Source organism: Allobaculum sp. Allo2, assembly GCF_022701175.1.
Lineage (GTDB): Bacteria > Bacillota_I > Bacilli_A > Erysipelotrichales > Erysipelotrichaceae > Allobaculum > Allobaculum fili.
Window position 1 is genome coordinate 1,189,086 of sequence record NZ_CP078088.1, and the last position, 20,225, is coordinate 1,209,310.

Genomic DNA, 20,225 nt, shown 5'->3' on the forward strand with positions numbered 1-20,225 from the left:
AATTATAGCTTGCTATGTATCTCCTTTAGAGTGATATATACAGTGCCCGGAGGGCAAGGGAGAACAAGCATGAAGAACACAGCGAAACAGATCGAAAACATGAAGAAACAGACGATTGGGGTCGAGATCGAAATGGCAGGCATTACTCGCAAGGCAGCCATCAAGGTCATCGCAAAGTACTTCAACACCGAAGACACCATCGAACACCAGGGTGGCGGATACGACCGCTACACCTGCGAAGACAACCAGGGCAGAACCTGGCAGATCATGAAGGACGTCAGCATCCAGGACACCTTCAGCAAGCAGACCGAGATGGTTACCCCGATTCTTCACTACGAAGACATCGAAACCCTGCAGGAGCTGGTCAGAGCCCTTCGCAAACGCGGAGCCATTTCCAACCCGGAACACGGATGCGGAGTTCACATCCACATCGGAGCCGACGGCCACAACGCAAAAGCCCTGCGGAATCTGGTCAACATCATGGCAAGCCATGAAGCCCTGATCAAAGAAGCCTTGAACCTCGACAACGCACGCGTTAGACGCTATTGCCGGATGGTTGACCAAGACTTCCTCGAAAAGCTCAACGACAAAAAGCCAGCCACCATGAGCCAGCTTGCAGACCTTTGGTACGCAGGAACCTGGGGTTCCAGAAACGCCCACTACAACGAATCGAGATACCACATGCTTAACCTCCACGCCACCTTCACCAAGGGAACCATCGAGTTCAGACTTTTCCAATTTGACAACCCAACCGAAGATCGCAAGGGCGGCCTTCACGCAGGACAGCTCAAGAGCTACATCCAGTTTTGCCTGGCACTGAGCCAAATGGCCAAAGATGCCAAGAGCGCTTCCCCAAGGCCACAGCAGAACGAAAACCCCAAGTACGCGATGAGAACCTGGCTCCTTCGCCTGGGCTTCATTGGAGAAGAATTCAAAACCGCACGCGAAACCCTGACGAAGAGACTGAGCGGAAACGCAGCCTTCCGGATGGCTTAAGGAGGACAACATGAAAAACTACGCAGCCTACGGCAGCAACCTCAACATCGGTCAGATGAGCCACAGATGCCCAGGAGCCAAGCTCCTGGGTACTGCCTGGCTTGAAGACTGGCAGCTTCTCTTCAAAGGAAGCAAGACCGGTTCCTACCTGACGATCGAACCAAAGAAAGGCAGCCGGGTCCCACTTGGGATCTGGAAGGTGAGCAAAGCCGATGAGCAAATGCTTGATATCTACGAAGGCTGCCCGGACTTTTACCAGAAGTACGAACAGACGTTGAACGTGTGTCTGGAAGGTGGAACCACCAAACGTATGAAGGTCTTCTTCTACGCAATGCCCACCAGTGCAAAACTGGGTCTTCCCTCCAGGCGCTACCTTCTGGTCTGTCTTGAAGGCTACCGGGGCTTCGGATTTGACTCGGCCTTTTAGAAGAAGCCTTGAGGGCTTCAAGGAGAACGAAATGAAAGACATCCCTGCAACAACCCAGATCTGTCCACGGTGCGGACGAAAGTACAAAGAACCGCCTGCTATTTCCAGGCAGGACAACAAAACGGAAATCTGCCCCTTGTGTGGGACCAGAGAGGCTCTGGACGCTCTTGGAATTGACCGGCTGGAGCAAGAACACATCCTTTGTACCATCGATTTCTACAGCCATCAGGCACGCAAAAACAAGAAGTAAACCGGTAGAATCAGAGAAAGAAAAAGCTCTGATTCTGCTTTATTTATCGCTGATTTGCTTGCTATGTATCTTCGTTAGAGTGATATATACAGTACCAAAACGGAGGACAGAACAATGACAAACAAAGAAGCAAAACATCAGGTATTCATGGAGGCGCATGCAAGATGGCTGGCCAACCAGGAGAAACATTACGGATACAACGAGAACGTTGGAAAATACCAGGACGACCTCAACGAGATGGTTTGGGCAGACTGGGAATTCACCGAAGCCCACGAAAAACTCTGGAGCGACTACATCAGATACTTCGAAGAAGGCATCAGCCCCTACAAAGCAAAGCTGAGCAAGAAAGAAATCGAACGCCGCCTGGAAAGAAAATGGACGACATGGTTCAGGCCGAGTTCAAACGCTACGCGAAAGCGACCTACTAGAAAGCAATACCCAAAGGCCTGCGGGCCTTTTTAGATTGGAGGTTTCCTTATGGCAATGCGAAAGCTGAAAAATACAAACCTACAAAGTTCAAGGCTCGCACATCTTATTACGATAAGGAAGCAGCCGACTATGCGGTTAACTTTATCCAGTGCCTGTGCCACACCAAAGGAACCTGGGCTGGTAAACCCTTTGAGCTGATCGACTGGCAGGAACAGATCGTGAGGGATCTGTTTGGAATCAAAAAAAGAACGGTTATCGTCAGTTCAATACAGCCTATATTGAGATAGGAAAAAGATGGGCAAACAAGTTGCGTTAAATACATTAATTCCTACTCCAAAAGGCTTTACCACGATGGGGAGATCAAGGTTGGCGATACCGTATTCGATGAAACCGGATCTCCGTGTCACGTAGTGGCCAAGAGTCAGGTCGATTTTGACGAGCAGGCCTATCGTATTGTGTTCAAAGATGGAGAGGTCATCGAAGCTGGTGAGAACCATCAGTGGATTGGAGAGAAGCATCAAAAACCGATAATGATGACAACCGGTGACTTGTACAGGTATTTCCAAACCAAATCCTACAATTTTCGGATTGCTGTCAATGGAGCGCTGGAAGCCCCTGAAGCGGAGCTGCCGATCGATCCATACCTGATGGGGTATTGGCTTGGTAACGGACATGCCACCAAGCCAGAAATTACTGTAAAGACTTCCGATGTTCCGGAAGTCCTTTTAATGTCCAGCAGAACACTGTAGTCAACAACGCCTGGTTGAATGTTGGCGACTCACTAATTTTCAAAATCAACGAGCTGAAGCCAGTCCTGCTCAAGTCATTCCATGACAAAGTGATTCCGATTGAATATCTTCGTGCCTCTAAAGAACAACGGCTCCGCCTTTTGCAGGGATTGATGGACTCTGATGGATGTATCTCAGGAGTAAAAGGACAAGGAGTTTACTACTCCACAGAAAAGAGGTTAGCGGAAACAGTTAGTGAACTCCTGTGGACGCTGGGAATCAAAAATGCGATCACCTCAACTCCATCTACGCAACCGGCTAATAGGGATATGCCAAGCCAGGAATGTGGCAGAGTTGCTACCGGTGAAACCTGCTATATGATCAAATTCACCTGCTTTGACGATGTGAAAGTTGCTGGTCTATCCAGAAAACTAAAGAATCGGATTCCCAGAAATCCAACGACCAGATCCCATTTTCGATATATCGACTCGATTGAGAAAATCGAGAACCGAGGAATGCAATGCATCCAGGTGGATAGCCCGTCCCATCAATACTTGATTGGCAAAAGCTGTCTTCCAACGCACAACTCAGAGCTTGCAGCGGCCATTGCATTGCTCCTCACCTGCGGAGATGGAGAGCAGCGAGCTGAAGTGTACGGCTGCGCTTCGGATCGTCAGCAGGCATCCATTGTTTTTGATGTTGCTGCTGACATGGTCCGGATGTGTCCGGCTTTGAACAAGCGCTGCAAAATCCTCGCTTCTCAGAAACGGCTGGTGTATCTGCCCACGAATAGCTTCTATCAGGTTCTTTCCGCTGAAGCCTACTCGAAGCACGGCTTCAACATTCACGGAGTTATCTTCGATGAGCTACATTCCCAACCAAATCGAAAACTACACGACGTTATGACCAAAGGTTCCGGGGATGCCAGGATGCAGCCCCTCTTCTTTCAGATCACCACTGCAGGAACAGATACCAACTCGATCTGCTATGAGGTCCACCAGAAAGCTAAGGACATTCTGGAAGGCAGAAAGGTCGATCCGACCTTCTATCCAGTCATCTATGGAGCTGATCCGGATGATGATTGGACCGATCCCAAGGTGTGGAAAAAGTTAATCCCTCCTTGGGGATTACCGTTCCAATTGAAAAAGTCCAGGACGCTTGTGAATCCGCTAAGCAGAATCCTGCTGAAGAGAATGCGTTCCGGCAGCTAAGACTTTGCCAGTGGGTCAAACAATCCATCCGCTGGATGCCAATGGACAAATGGGACCTTTGCGCTTTCCCCGTTATCCCGGAAGAGCTCGAAGGCCGTGTTTGTTATGGAGGCTTGGACCTTTCCAGTACCACCGATATCACCGCCTTTGTTCTGGTCTTCCCTCCTATTGAGGAGGATGAACCATATCAGATCCTGCCGTACTTCTGGATTCCAGAAGACAGCCTGGATTTGCGTGTAAAGCGGGATCATGTTCCCTATGATATATGGAAGAAGCAGGGCTACCTGGAAACTACCGAAGGAAATGTTATTCATTACGGATTCATCGAGAAGTTCATCGAGCGGCTTGGTGAAAAGTTCAACATCAAGGAGATTGCTTTTGACCGCTGGGGTGCTGTTCAGATGGTTCAGAACCTCGAAGGCATGGGCTTCACCGTCGTGCCCTTTGGCCAGGGCTTCAAGGATATGTCTCCGCCAACCAAGGAGCTGATGAAGCTAGTGCTGGAAAAGAAGATAGCCCATGGCGGACATCCAGTTCTTCGCTGGATGATGGATAACATCTTTATTCGTACTGACCCTGCGGGTAATATTAAAGCAGATAAGGAGAAGTCCACAGAGAAGATCGACGGTGTGATTGCCACTGTCATGGGGTTGGACCGTGCTATTCGCTGTGGAAACATCAGCACCGAGAGTGTGTATGACAGTCGAGGTCTGCTGGTGTTTTAAGGTAAATTCTATGATCAACCTCGAAAATGGAAGATGGATTTGGATTTTCTACTATGCGTTCTTTTTGCTTATCTTTGTGTACGACCTCGCCAGGTGCTTCAGAGTCAGGAAGATGAAGCTGGTTCCGCTTTTGGGAGCGGTGCTCGCCATTATTGCTCCTGTCTGGTTCTTCTTTTTGCGATCGGGAGAGGTCCTGCTGGTCCGAATGAGTTCATTTATTTATATCAACAATTAATTGTAGATGACAGTTCAGCCTGGGTTAGTCTTGCTTTATTCATTTTGACAATTCTCCTGTTTGTTTGGAGCATCTTCTTACCGTCCAAAGTAAGAAAGAACCAAAAGCGCCACTGAAAAGTTGGATTTCATCCGATCATGAAATAAATCCAACCTCCTTGGATTCTAAACTTTTTCTAAACAACGAAAAAGTCACGACTTTGTCACTACTAATCTGTAGACTCGTCCTCATGAATCAAGAATTATTCATGAACGCTCTTTCGAGCCTGCTGGTTGTGTCGGATTATGCCGAGTATCTCGATACCCGCAGAAGCTTCATTATCGACAATCTTTGCAAACTCGGCTATCCAGAGGATGCTGCCGTCTCTTACTTGATGTCCTGCGGAGCCATTGAACAAGAACGTGCTGAACAGTACCTAAACGAAATTGAGCTTCAAGGTTTGAGTGAAGAATTCGAGCAGTGGTCAGATCAGGATGAAGTCATCGAGGAAAGGAAACAAGGAATTCTGGCTACGCTGTCTTTGGGAATCAGAGCTCTGAACCATCCTCACCGTTTCCACTAAATAAACTCTGGACTATTGTTTCCCGAACATCTGCAATCACTGAAATGTTGGAGACTTTTCTTACAAACTTTCTGGGCACAGGGAATAGTTATTCTATATGGGACCGGTATCATCTGCCCATGAAAAATGAAGAAATCAAAAGATACGGGCTCGCCATGTGGCTCGATCGCCAGACAGATCTGGTTCTCTGTGACAAACCCAGCATGTTGTTTTCCTTCCTTGAGGCAAACCGTCTCACGGACCAACTGAAGACAGCTTTTCTGGTTCGCCTTCAGAAGACTATTGTTCTTTTTCAGGAAAGAGCGGTAGCAAATTCTGATCTTTCGGAATTCAAGAAAGCTTTGATTCCTTATATTGAATCTGAGGAATATCCCGTTTACAACGAGGAGCACTTCCATCCTCTGGCGGAATACTTGGCCGCTTCTGTGACAGAAAATTATGAATCCGTCGATGCAGACGCTATCCAGAAACGCTTTCCGGAGCTGGAACTTTGCTTCTGAAAACCGACAAGTCTGTTCAGACTACCAACACCTCATCACGAGGTGTTTTCTTTTGGAAAGGAGAAACCATGAAACTCAAGAATCTGTTTCATCGAAAAGTCAGAGACCAGACCGCAGGAGCTGGTTACCGCTTCTTCCTGGGAACTTCCACTTCCGGAAAGCGAGTCAACGAACGCTCCTCCATGCAGATGACGGCAGTCTATTCGTGTGTGCGAATTCTCTCTGAAGCCATCGCTTCTTTGCCACTTCAAGTCTATGAGCAATCTGACAACAGCTCCCAGAAAGCCAGAGACCATCCTCTGTACTTTCTGCTGCACGATGAGCCTAATCCGGAGATGACCTCGTTCATCTTCCGGGAAACTTTGATGACCCATCTGCTGCTTTGGGGAAACGCCTATGCGCAGATCATCCGAAATGGCAAAGGTGAAGTCGTGGCACTATATCCGCTGATGCCAGATCGCATGAAGGTCGACAGGGACGACAGCGGACAACTCTACTATGAATATCAGGTCTCGAAAGCCGATCCGGCAGTCAACAAATCCGGAATGGTCAGGCTGCATCCGCATGATGTTCTTCATATCCCTGGTCTAGGCTTTGATGGCCTTGTCGGTTATTCACCGATTGCGATGGCCAAGAACGCCATCGGAATGGCGATAGCCTGTGAAGAATATGGAGCGAAATTCTTCGCTCATGGCGCCGCACCTTCCGGAGTCCTCGAACACCCTGGAACGTTGAAAGATCCATCCCGTGTTCGTGAAAGCTGGCAGGCTACCTTCGGTGGCTCATCAAACTCTGGTAAGGTAGCTGTGTTGGAAGAAGGTATGAAGTACACCCCAATCTCCGTACCACCCGAGCAAGCCCAGTTTCTGGAAACACGTAAGTTTCAGATCAACGAGATCGCCAGAATCTTCCGGGTGCCTCCTCACATGGTTGGAGATTTGGAGAAATCTTCCTTTTCCAACATCGAGCAGCAGTCCTTGGAGTTTGTGAAATACACGCTTGATCCCTGGGTTTCCCGTTGGGAACAGGCAATGACCAAGGTGCTCTTCAGTGAGGATGAAAAGCAGAACTTCTCCATCAAGTTCAATGTGGATGGCTTACTTCGTGGCGACTATCAGAGCCGTATGAATGGGTATGCCATTGCCAGACAAAACGGCTGGATGTCCGCCAACGACATCAGGCGTCTGGAAGAACTCGATCCGCTGCCTGCTGAGGCTGGTGGCGATCTGTATTTAGTGAACGGAAACATGCTCCCACTGGAAAAAGCTGGGGGCTTTTATTCTGGAAAGGAGAGAAGTGAATGAAATTCTGGAAATGGGTCCGAAATGAAGCCGATCCTGAACTGGAACCGGAAATCCAGGAAGCAAGAACCCTTTTTCTCAACGGGACCATCGCGGAAGAAACCTGGTTTGATGACGAGGTTTCTCCTAAGCAGTTCAAAGATGAGCTGATGGAAGACGATGGTGACATTGCAATCTGGATCAATTCTCCCGGTGGAGATTGCTTTGCCGCAGCACAGATTTACAACATGTTGTCGGAATATCCTGGCAAGGTCACCATCAAGATTGATGGCATTGCCGCATCCGCTGCTTCTGTGATTGCGATGGCTGGCGATGAAGTCCAGGTTTCTCCGGTGTCGATGCTGATGATTCACAACCCAGCCACCATGGCCATGGGAGATGTGTATGAGATGAAAAGGCTGCGGCAATGTTAGCCGAGGTCAAAGAATCCATCATCAACGCCTATGAGAGAAAAACCGGACTGGCAAGAACGAAGATTTCAAAGCTGATGGACGATGAAACGTGGATGGATGCCGGCAAAGCTATAGAGCTGGGGTTTGCCGACAGTCTCATGAATCGAAAAGACGAACAGACAGATACTGGCATGGAGATTTCGAACTCCATGCTTTTTCGTCGCGAAAAGTCATGAACAGCTTTGTCAACAAGCTCAAAAAGGAACGGAAGGATCAGGTCTCTTCTGCTTCGCTTCTCGAACGACTGGACCTGATGAAAACATGGAGGGATGACAATGAATAAACTGATGTCGCTGATTGAAAAGCGAAACGCAGCCTGGAACGCTGCCAAATCCTTTGTGGAAACCAAGCAGGATTCTGATGGACTGCTTTCCAAAGAAGATGCCAAAACCTACGCTTCTCTGGAAGCCAAGGTCAAAGACTACAGCGCAGAGATTGAACGAGTGCAGGCGATGGAGGCTCTGGAAAATGAGCTCAACCGTCCCCTGAGTGCTCCGCTGACCACTAAGCCGGAAACCTACTCTGCCAAACCGATGAACATTCGTGAGAGCAAAGACTATAAAGACGCTCTGCTGTCCGCTTTCCGTTCCAACTTCAAGAACGTCTCCAATATTCTGCAGGAAGGGACTGCAGCCGATGGCGGATACCTGGTTCCGGTAGAGTATGACAACCGCCTGATTGATGTTCTGACTGAAGAGAACATCATGCGAAAACTGGCCACCACCATTACCACGGCAGGTGAGCACCGAATCAATGTGGCTGGTTCTAAGCCTGCCGCTTCCTGGATTGATGAAGGAGACGCACTGACCTTTGGAGATGCAAAATTCTCTCAGATCCTTCTGGATGCACACAAGCTGCATGTAGCAGTCAAAGTCACCGAAGAACTGCTCAACGACAATGCCTTCAACCTTGAGGGATACATCATTGACGCCTTTGGCAAAGCACTGGCCAATGCGGAAGAGGATGCCTTCCTGAACGGTTCCACCACCGGAAGACCTACCGGCATTTTTGCGGAAACCGGTGGCGGTACTGCCGCGCTCACCACAACTACTCTCAAAGCAGACGACGTGATCGACCTGGTCTATGCGCTGAAACGTCCGTATCGAAAGAACGCCGCGTTCATTCTCAATGACAAGCTGATCGCCAAGATCCGTAAGCTGAAGTATGCCGATGGCAAAGAATACATCTGGCAGCCAACTTTTGTAGATGGCGAACCGGACCGGATCCTGGGCTATCCGGTCTACACTTCCGCCTTTGCTCCGGAAGACAAGATCGCCTTTGGTGACTTCTCCTACTACAACATCGGAGACCGTGGGAGCCGCTCTTTCTCTGAACTGCGTGAGCTGTTTGCGGGAAATGGCATGGTAGGTTTTGTAGCCAAAGAGCGTGTTGATGGAAAACTGGTACTGCCGGAAGCCGTTCAGATTCTGACTATCGGATCCGGTTCCTGATAGAAGGTGACAGAGAATGATTACTCTTGAACAGGTCAAAGAATGGCTAAAAGTGGACCAGGACGATTTCGACGAGCTGACTGGGGAATTGCTTCAGTCAGCTTCTTCTATTTGTTCGGATGTACTCCGTCTGAAATCAGTCGACGATCTCGAACCGACACCGCTCAACAAGATCGCCATTCTGTTTACGATGTCCTATCTGTTTGAACACCGCGAAGATGCAGATCTCAACCAGTTGAAAACCAACCTTCGCGCATTACTTGAACCAGACCGAAAGGCGGTGTTCTGATGCGAATCGCTGATCTCAATCGAACCGTCACAATCCAGAAGCTGAATTCATCGGCCAATTTTTATGGGGATGCTCCTGAAATCGAAACCTCCTTTTCTACCTGGGCGCATGTGATGGATAAGGGAATCAGTGAGACTGATGGAAATGGTCATGTTCACGAAGCTCGAGAACTGCTGATCACACTCCGCTCTTACCGCAAAACAAGAGCTATCCGACCGGACATGTATCAGTTGTTCTATATGGAAGAACTCTATGACATCACCCATGTAGAGCTTGATTCTGACTCTGATCGTTTCGTCATACTTCATGCCAGGAGGAAAAGTCACAAAAGTGGAACTCCCGCGGCAATTCCTTAGAGCTTGGGAAATATACAGAACATGTTTTTCTGAGAGAGCATGTTTGTGTGTATTTGAAGCACTCACAGAATCTCTGCTCTCCCCAAATAGTGGTGGAGTTATCAGACCATTGCGGATAGTTCCACTCTATGAGGGATAGTCTCTGCTCTTACAGTGCTGAAAAAATGTCTGCTCTCCCCAAATAGTGGTGGAGTTTCCAGACTATCGCGGATAGTTCCACTCTATGAGGAATAGTCTCTGCTCTTACAGTGCTGAAAAAATCTCTGCTCTCCCCAATAGTGGTGGAGTTTCCAGACTATTGCGGATAGTTCCACCATAAGAGATATTTAGAATTTATACAGGTTTATTGAAATATTCGGAAGGAGAAAAGATCATGCAAGCAACAGATCTGCAAGCCCTTCTTAAAGACTGTCCGTATCCCATCACCTGGCACCATTTCCAAAGCGAACAGCAGTTACCCTTCGCGGTGTGGAAAGAAGACGAATCGGAAAATATCACATCCGATCTTTCCATGTTTCGCCTGCGAGATACATTCACCATCGATTTCTACTACGAAAGCTGGAGCCAGAAAAAGGCATTTGAAGAATATCTCACCTCACTGCCTCTTCTCTGGCAAAGAAACACATCTGATCTTTGGATTTCTTTGGAGCAGATGTACCTGTCCAGCTATTCCATCGAGGTAACTGTATGAGTGCAACCATAGATACACTTCGTGACTCCATCACTCTGGTGCTGGAAGACTGTGTTCGTCAGGCTAACAAAGCCAATGACGAAACCCTCGATCAGATCTCCAAAGAAGCACTGAATGTCGTTAAAGATAATGCTCCTGCCAGAGAAAACGGTGGGATCTACAAGAAGGGTTTGAAAAGAAAGAAAACCAAAGACGAAAGGGATGAACTCCAGTACACGCTCTATGCCAGCGGAATGGAGTCATCCCTTTCTCATTTATTGGAAAATGGCCACTTAACCAGAAACGGAGAAACCATCGTTCCAGGAAAGCCCCATTTTGCCAAAGGACAGGAATATGCTGCCAAAGAAATCGAGGCAGCCTTCATCAAAAACTACAGAAAGGAGTCTGAGTAATGGAAGAAAGAATCGCACTGGGTTCCGGAAAGATTTATCTCATTGAGCGGCCATCCACCCTGGAAACCGATCTTGAAAATCTCGACACTATGATCACGAAATACTGTGTGGCAGCTAATGAGTTTGGTGCTGTCAAGAACGGAGCCACGCTGACTTATACACCTACCAACTACACCGCCAGTGATGATCTGGGACGTTTCACCAAGACGATCGTCCAGGAAGAAGTCGTCACTTTAGGCTGCGGCCTGATCACCATTGGAGCCAACATGCTTAAAGTGCTGGTGGACACCGCCAGAACCGAAGAGACTACGGCTAATAAGAAGGTCATCAAGATTGGCGGTACAGCCAATGCGAAGAACGCCTCTTATCTCGTGATCTTCGAACACCTGGATGCTAAAGATGGAAACATCTATGTCATCATCGTCGGCCAGAATACCGCTGAGCTGCAGTTTTCTTTCCAGCCAGGGGCTGAAACGATCCTGAATCCGACCTTCACTGCGGAAGGTCTGGATGAAGACGGCACCAAGCTGATCATCGTGATGGATAAACCGGGAGGTGCTACTGAATGAAGTCCTTCAAATTTAAAAACGTCAAGAAAGTCACCTGGCCTGTTGAAATGCCAGATGGTACGCAGCTGACCATCCGTCAGCCCACTAAAGCGGATGCGGATGTGCTGCAGACGGTTCTCAATACAACCGATATCAGTGAAATCTATGCCGGAGTCACCTACATTCTCAATTGCAATAAAGAAGGCATCGTGATCGAACAGAATGAACTGGAGGCACTCTTTGACTACCAGGATCTGACAGCCTTCCTGCAGGGCTATACCGACTTCATTCAGGAAAGCTCCAACGCAAAAACTAGAGCTGCCCTTCTATCCTGTCCAGGGCGAAGGGCAGCCCTATGACATTGAAACATTCTATGAACATATGGTCATGGAATACACCGGACTGAATTTCCATGAAATCGATCAACTGCTCTATGAAGAGTTTCTGCTTTATCGCAGGGACGCATACATCTATCAGATGCAGCAAACCGAGGATGGCAGAAAGTATTTGAGAAATTGCCTCCTGTATGAAAAGACAGAGCCGGATCGAGATTCCCTCTGGAAGCTGAAGGAGAAAGGAGTGAGATAATGGCTGGCAACATCAAAGGGATCACCCTTGAGATCAATGGTTCGACCACCAAACTGGTGGATGCCCTTAAAGCGCCCATCAAGCAATCCAAAGAGCTGCAGAGCTCTTTGAAAAACGTGAATGCGGCTTTGAAGCTCGATCCCAAAAATGTGGATCTGCTCAACCAGAAGCAGCAGCTGTTGTCCAAATCGATCGGCTCAACAAAGGAAGAGCTGGCTCTTTTAAAGGAAGCACAAAAACAATATGTCGCATCCGGTAAAGATCTGACAGGAACGGAATACACCGAGCTGGAGCGAAAAATCGCAGTCACTCAGCGAACGCTTGAGAATCTGGAAAACCAGCAGAATAACTTTAATGGCCGTGTTCAGGCCATGGGAATGAAACTGTCAGAGTTTGGCGAAAAGACAGAGAAAGTCGGAACCGCCATGCTTCCAGTCACGGCTGGTGTATCCGCTTTAGCAGCTGGTTCTGTTGCAGCATTTAATGAGATTGATGAAGGCTATGACATCATCATCACCAAGACCGGTGCGACGGGTGAAGCCGCTGAGTCTTTGCAGAAAAGCATGGATACTGTATTTGGCTCCCTTCCCACCACCGCTGCAGATGCCGGAACTGCGATTGGAGAGGTCAACACCCGCTTTGGCCTGACCGGAGACTCTTTGGAGCAGCTCTCCTCGCAATTCATCCAGTTTGCGCAGATCAACGAAACAGACCTCAACGGAGCTATTGGTTCCGTTAATAAGAACTTGCAGGTCTTCGGATTGGGTGCGGAAGACGCTCAGGGTTATCTTGGCCTTTTGACCACACAGGCCCAGGCAACCGGCATCTCCGTCGATGATCTGATGAATTCTGTGCAGAAAAATGGCCCCGTCTTCAAGGAGATGGGGCTTTCCATAGATGAATCGGTGAATTTACTCGCGCAGTTCGAAAAGAATGGCGTCAATGCCGATTCTGCTTTAGCTGGATTGAAAAAGCGCAGCAAAACGCCACAGCTGAGGGAAAAACACTCTCCCAGTCTTTGGGCGAGACCATGCAGGCGATCAAAGGAGCAAGCAGCGAGACCGAGGCACTTCAAATCGCAACGGAGCTTTTTGGAAAGAAAGGCGCTCTCGAAATGACCCAGGCTATCCGTGAAGGCCGGTTCAGTGTGGATGATCTTTCCAGCGGTCTGGACGATTTCAAAGGCACTGTCACAGATACTTTTGAAGGAACCCAGGATGCGCCGGATAAGCTGACCACTGCTATGAACAACCTGAAAATCGCAGGTAAAGAGATCGGTGAAACTCTGCTTACTGCATTGGCCCCAATGTTTGAAAAGCTGGTCAACGCTGCCAAAAGACTGGCAGAATGGTTCTCCAACCTTTCGGACGGCCAGAAGCAGATGATTCTTGTTGCAGGCGGTGTTGCCGCTGCGATTGGTCCTGTTTTAATCGCAATCGGAAAGATGAGCGCTGGCCTGTCAGCTCTCATAAAGTATTTCGGTTCTGCCGAAACCATGGGCGGAAAACTCATCGCAGCCATTGGTGGAATCAGCGCTCCGGTAGTTGCAGTGGCTGCAGCAGTAGCCGCATTAGTCGCAGCGTTTGTTCACCTTTGGAATACCAATGAAGAATTCAGAAACAATATTATGGAGATCTGGAACTCTATCGTTGAAGCATTCCAGAACTTCTTTCAGGGGATCGTTGATCGACTGAATGCTTTAGGCTTTCAATTCGAGGACATCACGGAGGTTTTGAAAACCCTCTGGGACGGTTTCTGTTCGTTCTTAGCTCCTGTGTTTAAGGGAGCGTTTCAGTTCATTGCTACGACTTTGGAAACTGTCCTCAATGTTTTGACCGGACTATTCGACGTTTTCTCCGGACTCTTTACAGGAAACTGGGATCTGGTTTGGCAAGGTGTGAAAGAAATCTTCGAGGGTGTCTGGAATGGAATCAAGGACTGGTTCGATAACATCCTCAATACGATGAAGGATATTCTTGATGTCGTCTGCGGTTGGTTTGGGACTACCTGGGAAGAAACCTGGAATGGCATCAAATCCTTCTTTGAAGGCATCTGGGATGGAATCTCCGGTTTCTTTTCCGGAGCGGTTGAAGGCATCAAAACAGCCGCTTCCAATGCCTGGAATTGGATTAGCGAGAAAACACAGTCCGTTTGGAATGGCATCAAGGACCACATCATCAACCCCATTTCCGACGCATGGAATAAGGTAAGTGAGGTCTTTGGAAACATCTACAACTGGATCAAAGATAAGATTGAAGGAGCCAGGGACATCGTTTCTGGTGCGATTGATGCCATCAAGGGATTCTTCAATTTCGAGTTCCACTGGCCCCATATTCCGCTCCCGCATTTCAGTATTTCTGGTTCGATCAATCCACTTGACTGGTTTGATGGTGGTCTTCCTTCCATTGGTATTGAGTGGTACGCTAAAGCCATGCCAAGCGGCATGATCCTTGATGGACCCAGTGTATTTGGAATGAGAGGAAACACACTTCTGGCTGGTGGTGAAGCAGGAAAAGAAGTCATCGTTGGTGCGAACTCCCTTATGGGGATGATCCATTCTGCTGTACAAAGCAGCATGATGACCCGATCTTTTGAACAGCCACAAGTTATGGAGATTGACTATTCTAGAATCGGTCAGGAGATGAAAAACGCTGTTCTAGAATTGAGCCTGGAAGCCAATCTTTCCATGGACGGTAGAACTCTTGCTAAACAGTTGGTGAAGCCGATTGATCAGGAATTTGCCAGATTGACGAGAGAAAAATTCAGATAACCTCAGCCTAACCCGCTGGGCTTTTTTTATGAAAGGAGGCAGCCATGAAACTTGGAGTCACATTCGACAATCTTTACCACACCTTCAAAGACTGGAAATTGCACTTCGCTGCTCTCCAGATCAACGAACCGGAGGTACAAACCTATCAGCTGTCCATTCCAGGTCGTGATGGTGTTCTCGATCTGACGGATGCGCTTTATGGAAAGACAACTTACCTCAACCGTACAATCACCATGAACTTCTGGACGGAATTTGACCAGAATGGCCATCTGCAATCCGAGCTGATGAACGCTCTGCACGGAAAGCGGATGGCTTTTATCTTGGACAATGACCCGGAATATTGCTGGACAGGCCGTATCTCTGTCCATGTTCAGAAGAATTGTCCCGCCATTACCGAAGTGATGATAACCGCGGATTGCGAACCCTATAAACAACCAGTCACCAAACTGGGAGCCCCGCTGGAAAGGAGTCTTTGATGTTTACCGTTTATTCAAATTCTATTTGCCTCATGGACCCTTCCATATCGCTGCTGCTGATTGATCCTGTATTAGACCTTGCCATGAATGAAGCTGGGTCTTTTTCTTTCTCCATTCCTTCTTCGCACCCGGCTTATGAAGCGATAGAACATGGCATGCGGATTATCGTTTCCAAAGATGACGAGCCAATATTCTATGGACGCGTCAATCGCATCGAGACGGACTTCTACAAAACAAAGTCTGTAGAAGTCCAGGGTGAGCTGTCTTATCTGGCTGACACGATTCAGCGTCCAGCTGAATATCACGAAATGTCTGTTCGCGGTTTTATCCAAACCCTGCTAAACCATCACAACGAACAGTCAGATGAAACCTTCGAGCTGGGCATGGTGAATATCACCGATCCGAATGACTCGCTCTATCGCCATACGAACTATGAAGACACGCTGTTTTGCTTGATGGATAAAGTCATCAATCGCCTGGGTGGGATTCTCCAGATTCGGCATGAGAACGATCACCGCTATCTGGACATCTTGAGCAGCTACCCCCGTGTTTGTGGACAGCAGATCCATTTCAGGGAAAACCTGATGGATTACGTCTGTAACAGCGAATCGACGGAACTGGCAACAGTTGTCATTCCTCTAGGTGCAACTTTAGAAGACCGTCAGATTGAAGCCCTGGAAGAGAGAGTTTCCATTGCCGCCGTCAATAACCAGAAAGACTACCTGGAAGCACCAACAGCTATTGCCAAGTACGGACGAATCTGCAAAGTCGTCACATTCGAAGATATCCACACGCCTTCGCTACTGAAAACCAAAGGTCAGGAATGGCTGGAGCACAACCAGTACGAAGATCTGCAATTGGAGGTCAGCGCGGTCGATCTCTCGATGCTGGATGTGAATGTCGATGACTTCCGACTGCTTGATCGCATCCGGGTGCAGTCCGACTATCATGAGATGAATGAAGTCTTCCCGCTGACCAGCATGACGATTCATCTGCTGCAGCCAGATCAGAATCTGTATCACCTTGGTGGAAAACCGGTCTCCTTTACCAGCAGCTCCAGAGCCTCCCAGGTTTCCATCACCCAGAAAGTACAGGCGCTTAGAACACCAAACTCTCTGCTGGAAGAGGCGAAAGAACAGGCGACACAGCTTCTGACCACATTCGGCAAATACGGACATGTCGTTCAAGTCCAGGATGAGCAAGGACAGATTCAGGAAATCTGCATCATCGATACGGAAGATCTGGAAACCGCTCAGAACGTCTGGCGATGGAACATGGGTGGTCTTGGCTTCTCGTCCAACGGCTATGCCGGGCCTTATCAGACAGCCATGACCATGGATGGAACCATTGCCGGTAACATGGTCGCTGCAAATTCCATTGCAGCAGAAAAGCTCGACATCTCCTATCGAACGAGTGTCGAGCAGAATATCTCGGACAGTCTGGCTGCAGCCAAAGCAGATACATCCGAGAAGCTCAAAGCTTACTGGACACAGGTGGAGACAGAATCACGGATCACCAACGCCATGGACTCCATCAGTCTTTCCGTTTATCAGCAGGCTAAGGACTATACAGATGGTCAGTTTCGAGAGCAGCTTGCTCAGTACTATTCCAAAAGCGAGATTGACCTGAAGACGGATTCAATTCAGCTGCAGGTTTATCAAGAGTACGCATTGCCAAACAACCTGCTTCCGTATACAGCGGATTGGGGCAGCACATACACCTGGAAACGGCATGCCAATTGTGCGGTCTCAACCAACTATGTAAGTGGAGCAAAGACGATGCAATTCGACGATTCCATCTCTGGAGATGTGGAGATCCTGACATCTCAGGGAATCAGCATTTCATTCAATCAGAATCACTACTACACCTTCAGCGCCTACATACGAGGAGCACAACCCTCACCGGTAACCATTGAAATCCGTACTGGAAGAAAACTGCTGGAAGCTGTGAAAACAACCAACAGCAGCAGCACCATGACTCTTGAAGCAGATCAGACAACCGGTGTGATTGCCGCCACCATTAAACCGCCTTCCTATGATTACCGGATCTCGATCACTTTCCGCGTGGGGAGCAGCGCATCGCCCTCAACGTTCGGGATCACGCTCAAGAAGACTGGAGCACCTGGCACATCTAATTTCGTAACGTTCTCCCGTTTCAAACTGGAAGAAGGACAGAAAGCGACGGACTATCAGAAAAGATGTCGGAATTGACCACCATGCAGGCATCAATTCTGATGAACTACGATTCCATCGTTTCGACCGTTTCCACCAAGGTTGGAACCAGCCAGATCGCTTCCTATATTCAACAGAATGCTGAAGCAGTTCGCATCGCCTGGAGCAATATTTCCAATTACATCGAATTCAGCGGCGGGACGATCAATATCTTCTCCGCCTCTTCAAAGACAGCTGCCAATCGGCTCATGCAGCTTGGTCAAAGCGGAATGACTTTCTGGCGTGACAGCTATAACCTGGGACGAATCGGTGTCAATTCTTTCACGGGCTATTCTTCAGCTCGAGGACTCGTATTCGATCTTGATCCTGATGGCGCTTATATGGCCTGGGCGGCTAAAGTCAGCAGCTCTGGAAATTATATTGTCCAGATGCTCTATGCAAATAAGAGCTTTGGTGATTATGTTCGTGATCATCTCTACTTCAGCTGTGAAGTAGACTTTTTCGACAATGCCGACTTTCATTACCACCACCTGAAAAACTGCAATCTGCAGCAGCCGGATATTGTCAACAGCAGCGGGTATTCCGGTTTTGGCAGCTGGTCATCTCCCACCAGCATCAAACTGCCAATTTCCATCAATTCAGATGGAACCGTTCAGGAGTGGTACAACTGCAAAATCTCAGGAGGTGTGATCTATTGAGTGAATATATATTCCCGGCATGCAGCCAGGCGGATGAAGTCCAGCCAATGGACCATTCAGTTCAACAGCGGACGCAATCTGTCGTGACACAAGAGGAACTGAAAGGAGCAACCGATGAAATTAACCAACGCACAAATCTTCGACTTAGCCTGCTCGCTGGAAGGGCTGATGGAACAGACACTTCCGGTGAAACTGGCGTTTCAGATCAGTCAGATCTTTTGAGTCTTGAAAGTCTGAGACGTTCTATCGCTCTGGTCATTGAGAAATTGCCCAAAGGCGAAAATGGAGTTCCGGAAGAAGAGCCGTTCACGGAATTGCTGGCGATCGAAAATGAGGTGGCCATTGAGCCCATTGATTCTGAAGAGCTTTTTAAAGCGCTGGACACCATGACGCCAAAGCAAGCCATGGCATTGGTCCCTATTCTGAAAGGAGGTGGACAATGAGTATCCTGCCATTACAAATCAGTCAGCGCGTTCTGACTGGTTCTGATCTCAATCCGATCTTTTCCGGAGCGCAGAATATCGACTCGATCAAAGTCACTTTTGATGCTGAGTGGAGCGGATTTACCAAAACAGCGGTCTTTTCCAGAAATGGACTGGACTGCTATTTTTCTGATCTGGACAATTCTGGCCAGACCCTTATTCCTACAGCTGTCCTGGAAGAGTCCGGAACGATTTTCATTGGCATCATGGGCGAGAAAGGAAACCAGAGAATCACATCCTCCCTCGTTCGATACCGTGTTGGTGTGGGAGCCAGTGTAACGGATCTTCTTGATCCCGATGCGGTTCATTCTTTGATGGATCTGGTGAACGAGGCTCTTGCGGATACTGGTGGTATTACCGGAAAGCGGACAGGAACAACCTTCACACCTTCCGTTTCTTCTGCTGGCGTCATCTCATGGACCAATGATGGTGGACTGGATAATCCAAGTCCGGTCAATATCAAAGGTGAACAAGGAGTCGGCGTACAGTCAGTCTCTGTTTATCTAGCCAGATCGACAAGCAGCACCTCCGCACCAACCAGCGGCTACTCGATAAGTGTCCCGACGCTTACGTCTAGCTACCGCTATCTTTGGGGCTATTTACGATTCACGCTGACCAATAACCAGACAACAGAAACAGCCAAAATGATCATGGGTGTTTACGGAAATACAGGAGCACAAGGCCCCTCCGGCGTTTCACCAACCCTGAGTGCAACAAAAGCGGATAAAACAACAACCATTACGATCACAGATGTTAATGGGACCAGAGAGCTCGCTCAAATCCTAGACGGAATCGATGGAACCGATGGAAGTGATGTGGCAAGCAAGATCACAAGCATTGTCCAGTACTATTGCAGGTCTTCGAGCAATTCAACAGCTCCTACTGCCACTTCCGGATGGAGTACAACCCTTCCAACCCTGAGCTCTTCTTATCCGACGATGTGGACGTACTTCAAAGTGAACTACGAGGACGGTTCAAGCGTAGACAGCCAACCCGTGCTGATTGGAAATTACAACGAACGGTTAAGCTCTGTGAGCGCCTATTTCCAAGTTACCTCGACTTCCGATACGCCCTCAAGCTCTGCTTCGGGATGGACAACATCGGTTCCAACCCTCACATCCGGCAGTCCTTATCTTTGGTGCCATCTACGCTTTACCTTCTACGCCCACCGTGCCACTTCGACACACCTCGTCTGCTCGAATGTGTTTCTGCTGCGGACTTACCAGGCATCAGGTTCGGCATCGGGTCTGGTCTTGAATTACACCGGATATCAAAGCACGTTGGATACAACCCAAGGCGACGCAGCATTATCTGCTATCCAGATGGGAATCATGCCGGTGATCTTCACCAACAACAACTACTACCAAGTCATCTTTGTCGAGCCGTATGAGGTCTGTGGCCAAAAATGCTTGAAGTTGTACTATCCATCCACATCGTGTTCGTCCACTTGCATTCTCAACTGTATTGAGTGGAGAACATCGGCCTAGGAGGTGATAA

Annotated in this window: 21 protein-coding genes and 2 pseudogenes; all 23 read left to right on the top strand. The window is 48.4% G+C overall.

Going from position 1 to position 20,225, the window contains the following annotated elements; translation table 11 throughout:
- Positions 1–69: 69 nt before the first annotated feature.
- Positions 70–996, top strand: coding sequence for an amidoligase family protein (locus KWG61_RS06730; RefSeq protein ID WP_230266667.1), 927 nt, complete (start codon positions 70–72; stop codon positions 994–996).
- A gap of 10 nt (positions 997–1,006) precedes the next feature.
- Positions 1,007–1,423: a gamma-glutamylcyclotransferase family protein gene (locus tag KWG61_RS06735; RefSeq protein ID WP_242745324.1), complete on the top strand. Its 417-nt coding sequence runs from the start codon at positions 1,007–1,009 to the stop codon at positions 1,421–1,423.
- A gap of 31 nt (positions 1,424–1,454) precedes the next feature.
- Positions 1,455–1,673, top strand: a complete 219-nt coding sequence (locus KWG61_RS06740; protein WP_230266669.1) for a hypothetical protein — start codon at positions 1,455–1,457, stop codon at positions 1,671–1,673.
- Between the two features lie 114 nt (positions 1,674–1,787).
- Complete coding sequence (locus KWG61_RS06745; protein WP_242745325.1) at positions 1,788–2,135, top strand: hypothetical protein; 348 nt, start codon at positions 1,788–1,790, stop codon at positions 2,133–2,135.
- Positions 2,120–4,766 (top strand): annotated as a pseudogene (locus KWG61_RS06755) (terminase TerL endonuclease subunit). Before KWG61_RS06745 ends, KWG61_RS06755 begins: the two are co-directional and overlap by 16 nt.
- 464 nt (positions 4,767–5,230) lie before the next feature.
- A complete protein-coding gene (locus KWG61_RS06760; RefSeq protein WP_230266672.1) occupies positions 5,231–5,563 on the top strand; it encodes a hypothetical protein in 333 nt (110 codons plus the stop codon).
- A 119-nt stretch (positions 5,564–5,682) separates the two neighbouring features.
- Complete coding sequence (locus tag KWG61_RS06765; RefSeq protein WP_230266673.1) at positions 5,683–6,063, top strand: hypothetical protein; 381 nt, start codon at positions 5,683–5,685, stop codon at positions 6,061–6,063.
- Between the two features lie 68 nt (positions 6,064–6,131).
- The gene (locus KWG61_RS06770) at positions 6,132–7,367 is read left to right on the top strand and encodes a phage portal protein (protein WP_230266674.1); all 1,236 of its coding nucleotides are present in this window, start codon (positions 6,132–6,134) and stop codon (positions 7,365–7,367) included.
- Positions 7,364–8,099, top strand: a pseudogene (locus KWG61_RS06775) (head maturation protease, ClpP-related). The gene KWG61_RS06770 and the pseudogene KWG61_RS06775 overlap by 4 nt, the downstream one beginning before the upstream one ends.
- Positions 8,092–9,267, top strand: a complete 1,176-nt coding sequence (locus KWG61_RS06780; protein ID WP_230266676.1) for a phage major capsid protein — start codon at positions 8,092–8,094, stop codon at positions 9,265–9,267. Before KWG61_RS06775 ends, KWG61_RS06780 begins: the two are co-directional and overlap by 8 nt.
- Positions 9,268–9,283: 16 nt before the next feature.
- Positions 9,284–9,556, top strand: coding sequence for a head-tail connector protein (locus KWG61_RS06785; protein WP_230266677.1), 273 nt, complete (start codon positions 9,284–9,286; stop codon positions 9,554–9,556).
- Positions 9,556–9,912 carry a head-tail adaptor protein gene (locus tag KWG61_RS06790; protein WP_230266678.1) on the top strand — a complete coding sequence of 119 codons (357 nt, stop codon included), beginning with the start codon at positions 9,556–9,558 and terminating at the stop codon, positions 9,910–9,912. The genes KWG61_RS06785 and KWG61_RS06790 overlap by 1 nt, the downstream gene beginning before the upstream one ends.
- A gap of 373 nt (positions 9,913–10,285) precedes the next feature.
- Positions 10,286–10,603 carry a hypothetical protein gene (locus KWG61_RS06795; protein ID WP_230266679.1) on the top strand — a complete coding sequence of 106 codons (318 nt, stop codon included), beginning with the start codon at positions 10,286–10,288 and terminating at the stop codon, positions 10,601–10,603.
- Positions 10,600–10,995, top strand: coding sequence for a hypothetical protein (locus KWG61_RS06800; RefSeq protein WP_230266680.1), 396 nt, complete (start codon positions 10,600–10,602; stop codon positions 10,993–10,995). The genes KWG61_RS06795 and KWG61_RS06800 overlap by 4 nt, the downstream gene beginning before the upstream one ends.
- Positions 10,995–11,564, top strand: coding sequence for a hypothetical protein (locus KWG61_RS06805; RefSeq protein WP_230266681.1), 570 nt, complete (start codon positions 10,995–10,997; stop codon positions 11,562–11,564). The genes KWG61_RS06800 and KWG61_RS06805 overlap by 1 nt, the downstream gene beginning before the upstream one ends.
- The gene (locus KWG61_RS06810; RefSeq protein WP_242745327.1) at positions 11,561–11,902 is read left to right on the top strand and encodes a hypothetical protein; all 342 of its coding nucleotides are present in this window, start codon (positions 11,561–11,563) and stop codon (positions 11,900–11,902) included. The genes KWG61_RS06805 and KWG61_RS06810 overlap by 4 nt, the downstream gene beginning before the upstream one ends.
- A 228-nt stretch (positions 11,903–12,130) precedes the next feature.
- On the top strand, positions 12,131–13,249 hold the full coding sequence (locus KWG61_RS06815) for a phage tail tape measure protein (RefSeq protein ID WP_242745328.1): 1,119 nt from the start codon (positions 12,131–12,133) through the stop codon (positions 13,247–13,249).
- Complete coding sequence (locus KWG61_RS06820; RefSeq protein WP_242745329.1) at positions 13,150–14,901, top strand: hypothetical protein; 1,752 nt, start codon at positions 13,150–13,152, stop codon at positions 14,899–14,901. The genes KWG61_RS06815 and KWG61_RS06820 overlap by 100 nt, the downstream gene beginning before the upstream one ends.
- Before the next feature lie 44 nt (positions 14,902–14,945).
- Entirely contained in the window at positions 14,946–15,377 is a 432-nt protein-coding gene (locus KWG61_RS06825) for a hypothetical protein (RefSeq protein ID WP_230266683.1), read from the top strand.
- A gap of 155 nt (positions 15,378–15,532) precedes the next feature.
- Positions 15,533–17,587, top strand: a complete 2,055-nt coding sequence (locus KWG61_RS06830; protein ID WP_242745330.1) for a phage tail protein — start codon at positions 15,533–15,535, stop codon at positions 17,585–17,587.
- A 23-nt stretch (positions 17,588–17,610) separates the two neighbouring features.
- Complete coding sequence (locus KWG61_RS06835) at positions 17,611–18,246, top strand: hypothetical protein (protein WP_242745331.1); 636 nt, start codon at positions 17,611–17,613, stop codon at positions 18,244–18,246.
- On the top strand, positions 18,243–18,689 hold the full coding sequence (locus KWG61_RS06840; RefSeq protein ID WP_242745332.1) for a hypothetical protein: 447 nt from the start codon (positions 18,243–18,245) through the stop codon (positions 18,687–18,689). The genes KWG61_RS06835 and KWG61_RS06840 overlap by 4 nt, the downstream gene beginning before the upstream one ends.
- Entirely contained in the window at positions 18,686–20,215 is a 1,530-nt protein-coding gene (locus KWG61_RS06845) for a hypothetical protein (protein WP_230266686.1), read from the top strand. The genes KWG61_RS06840 and KWG61_RS06845 overlap by 4 nt, the downstream gene beginning before the upstream one ends.
- Positions 20,216–20,225 lie beyond the last annotated feature (10 nt).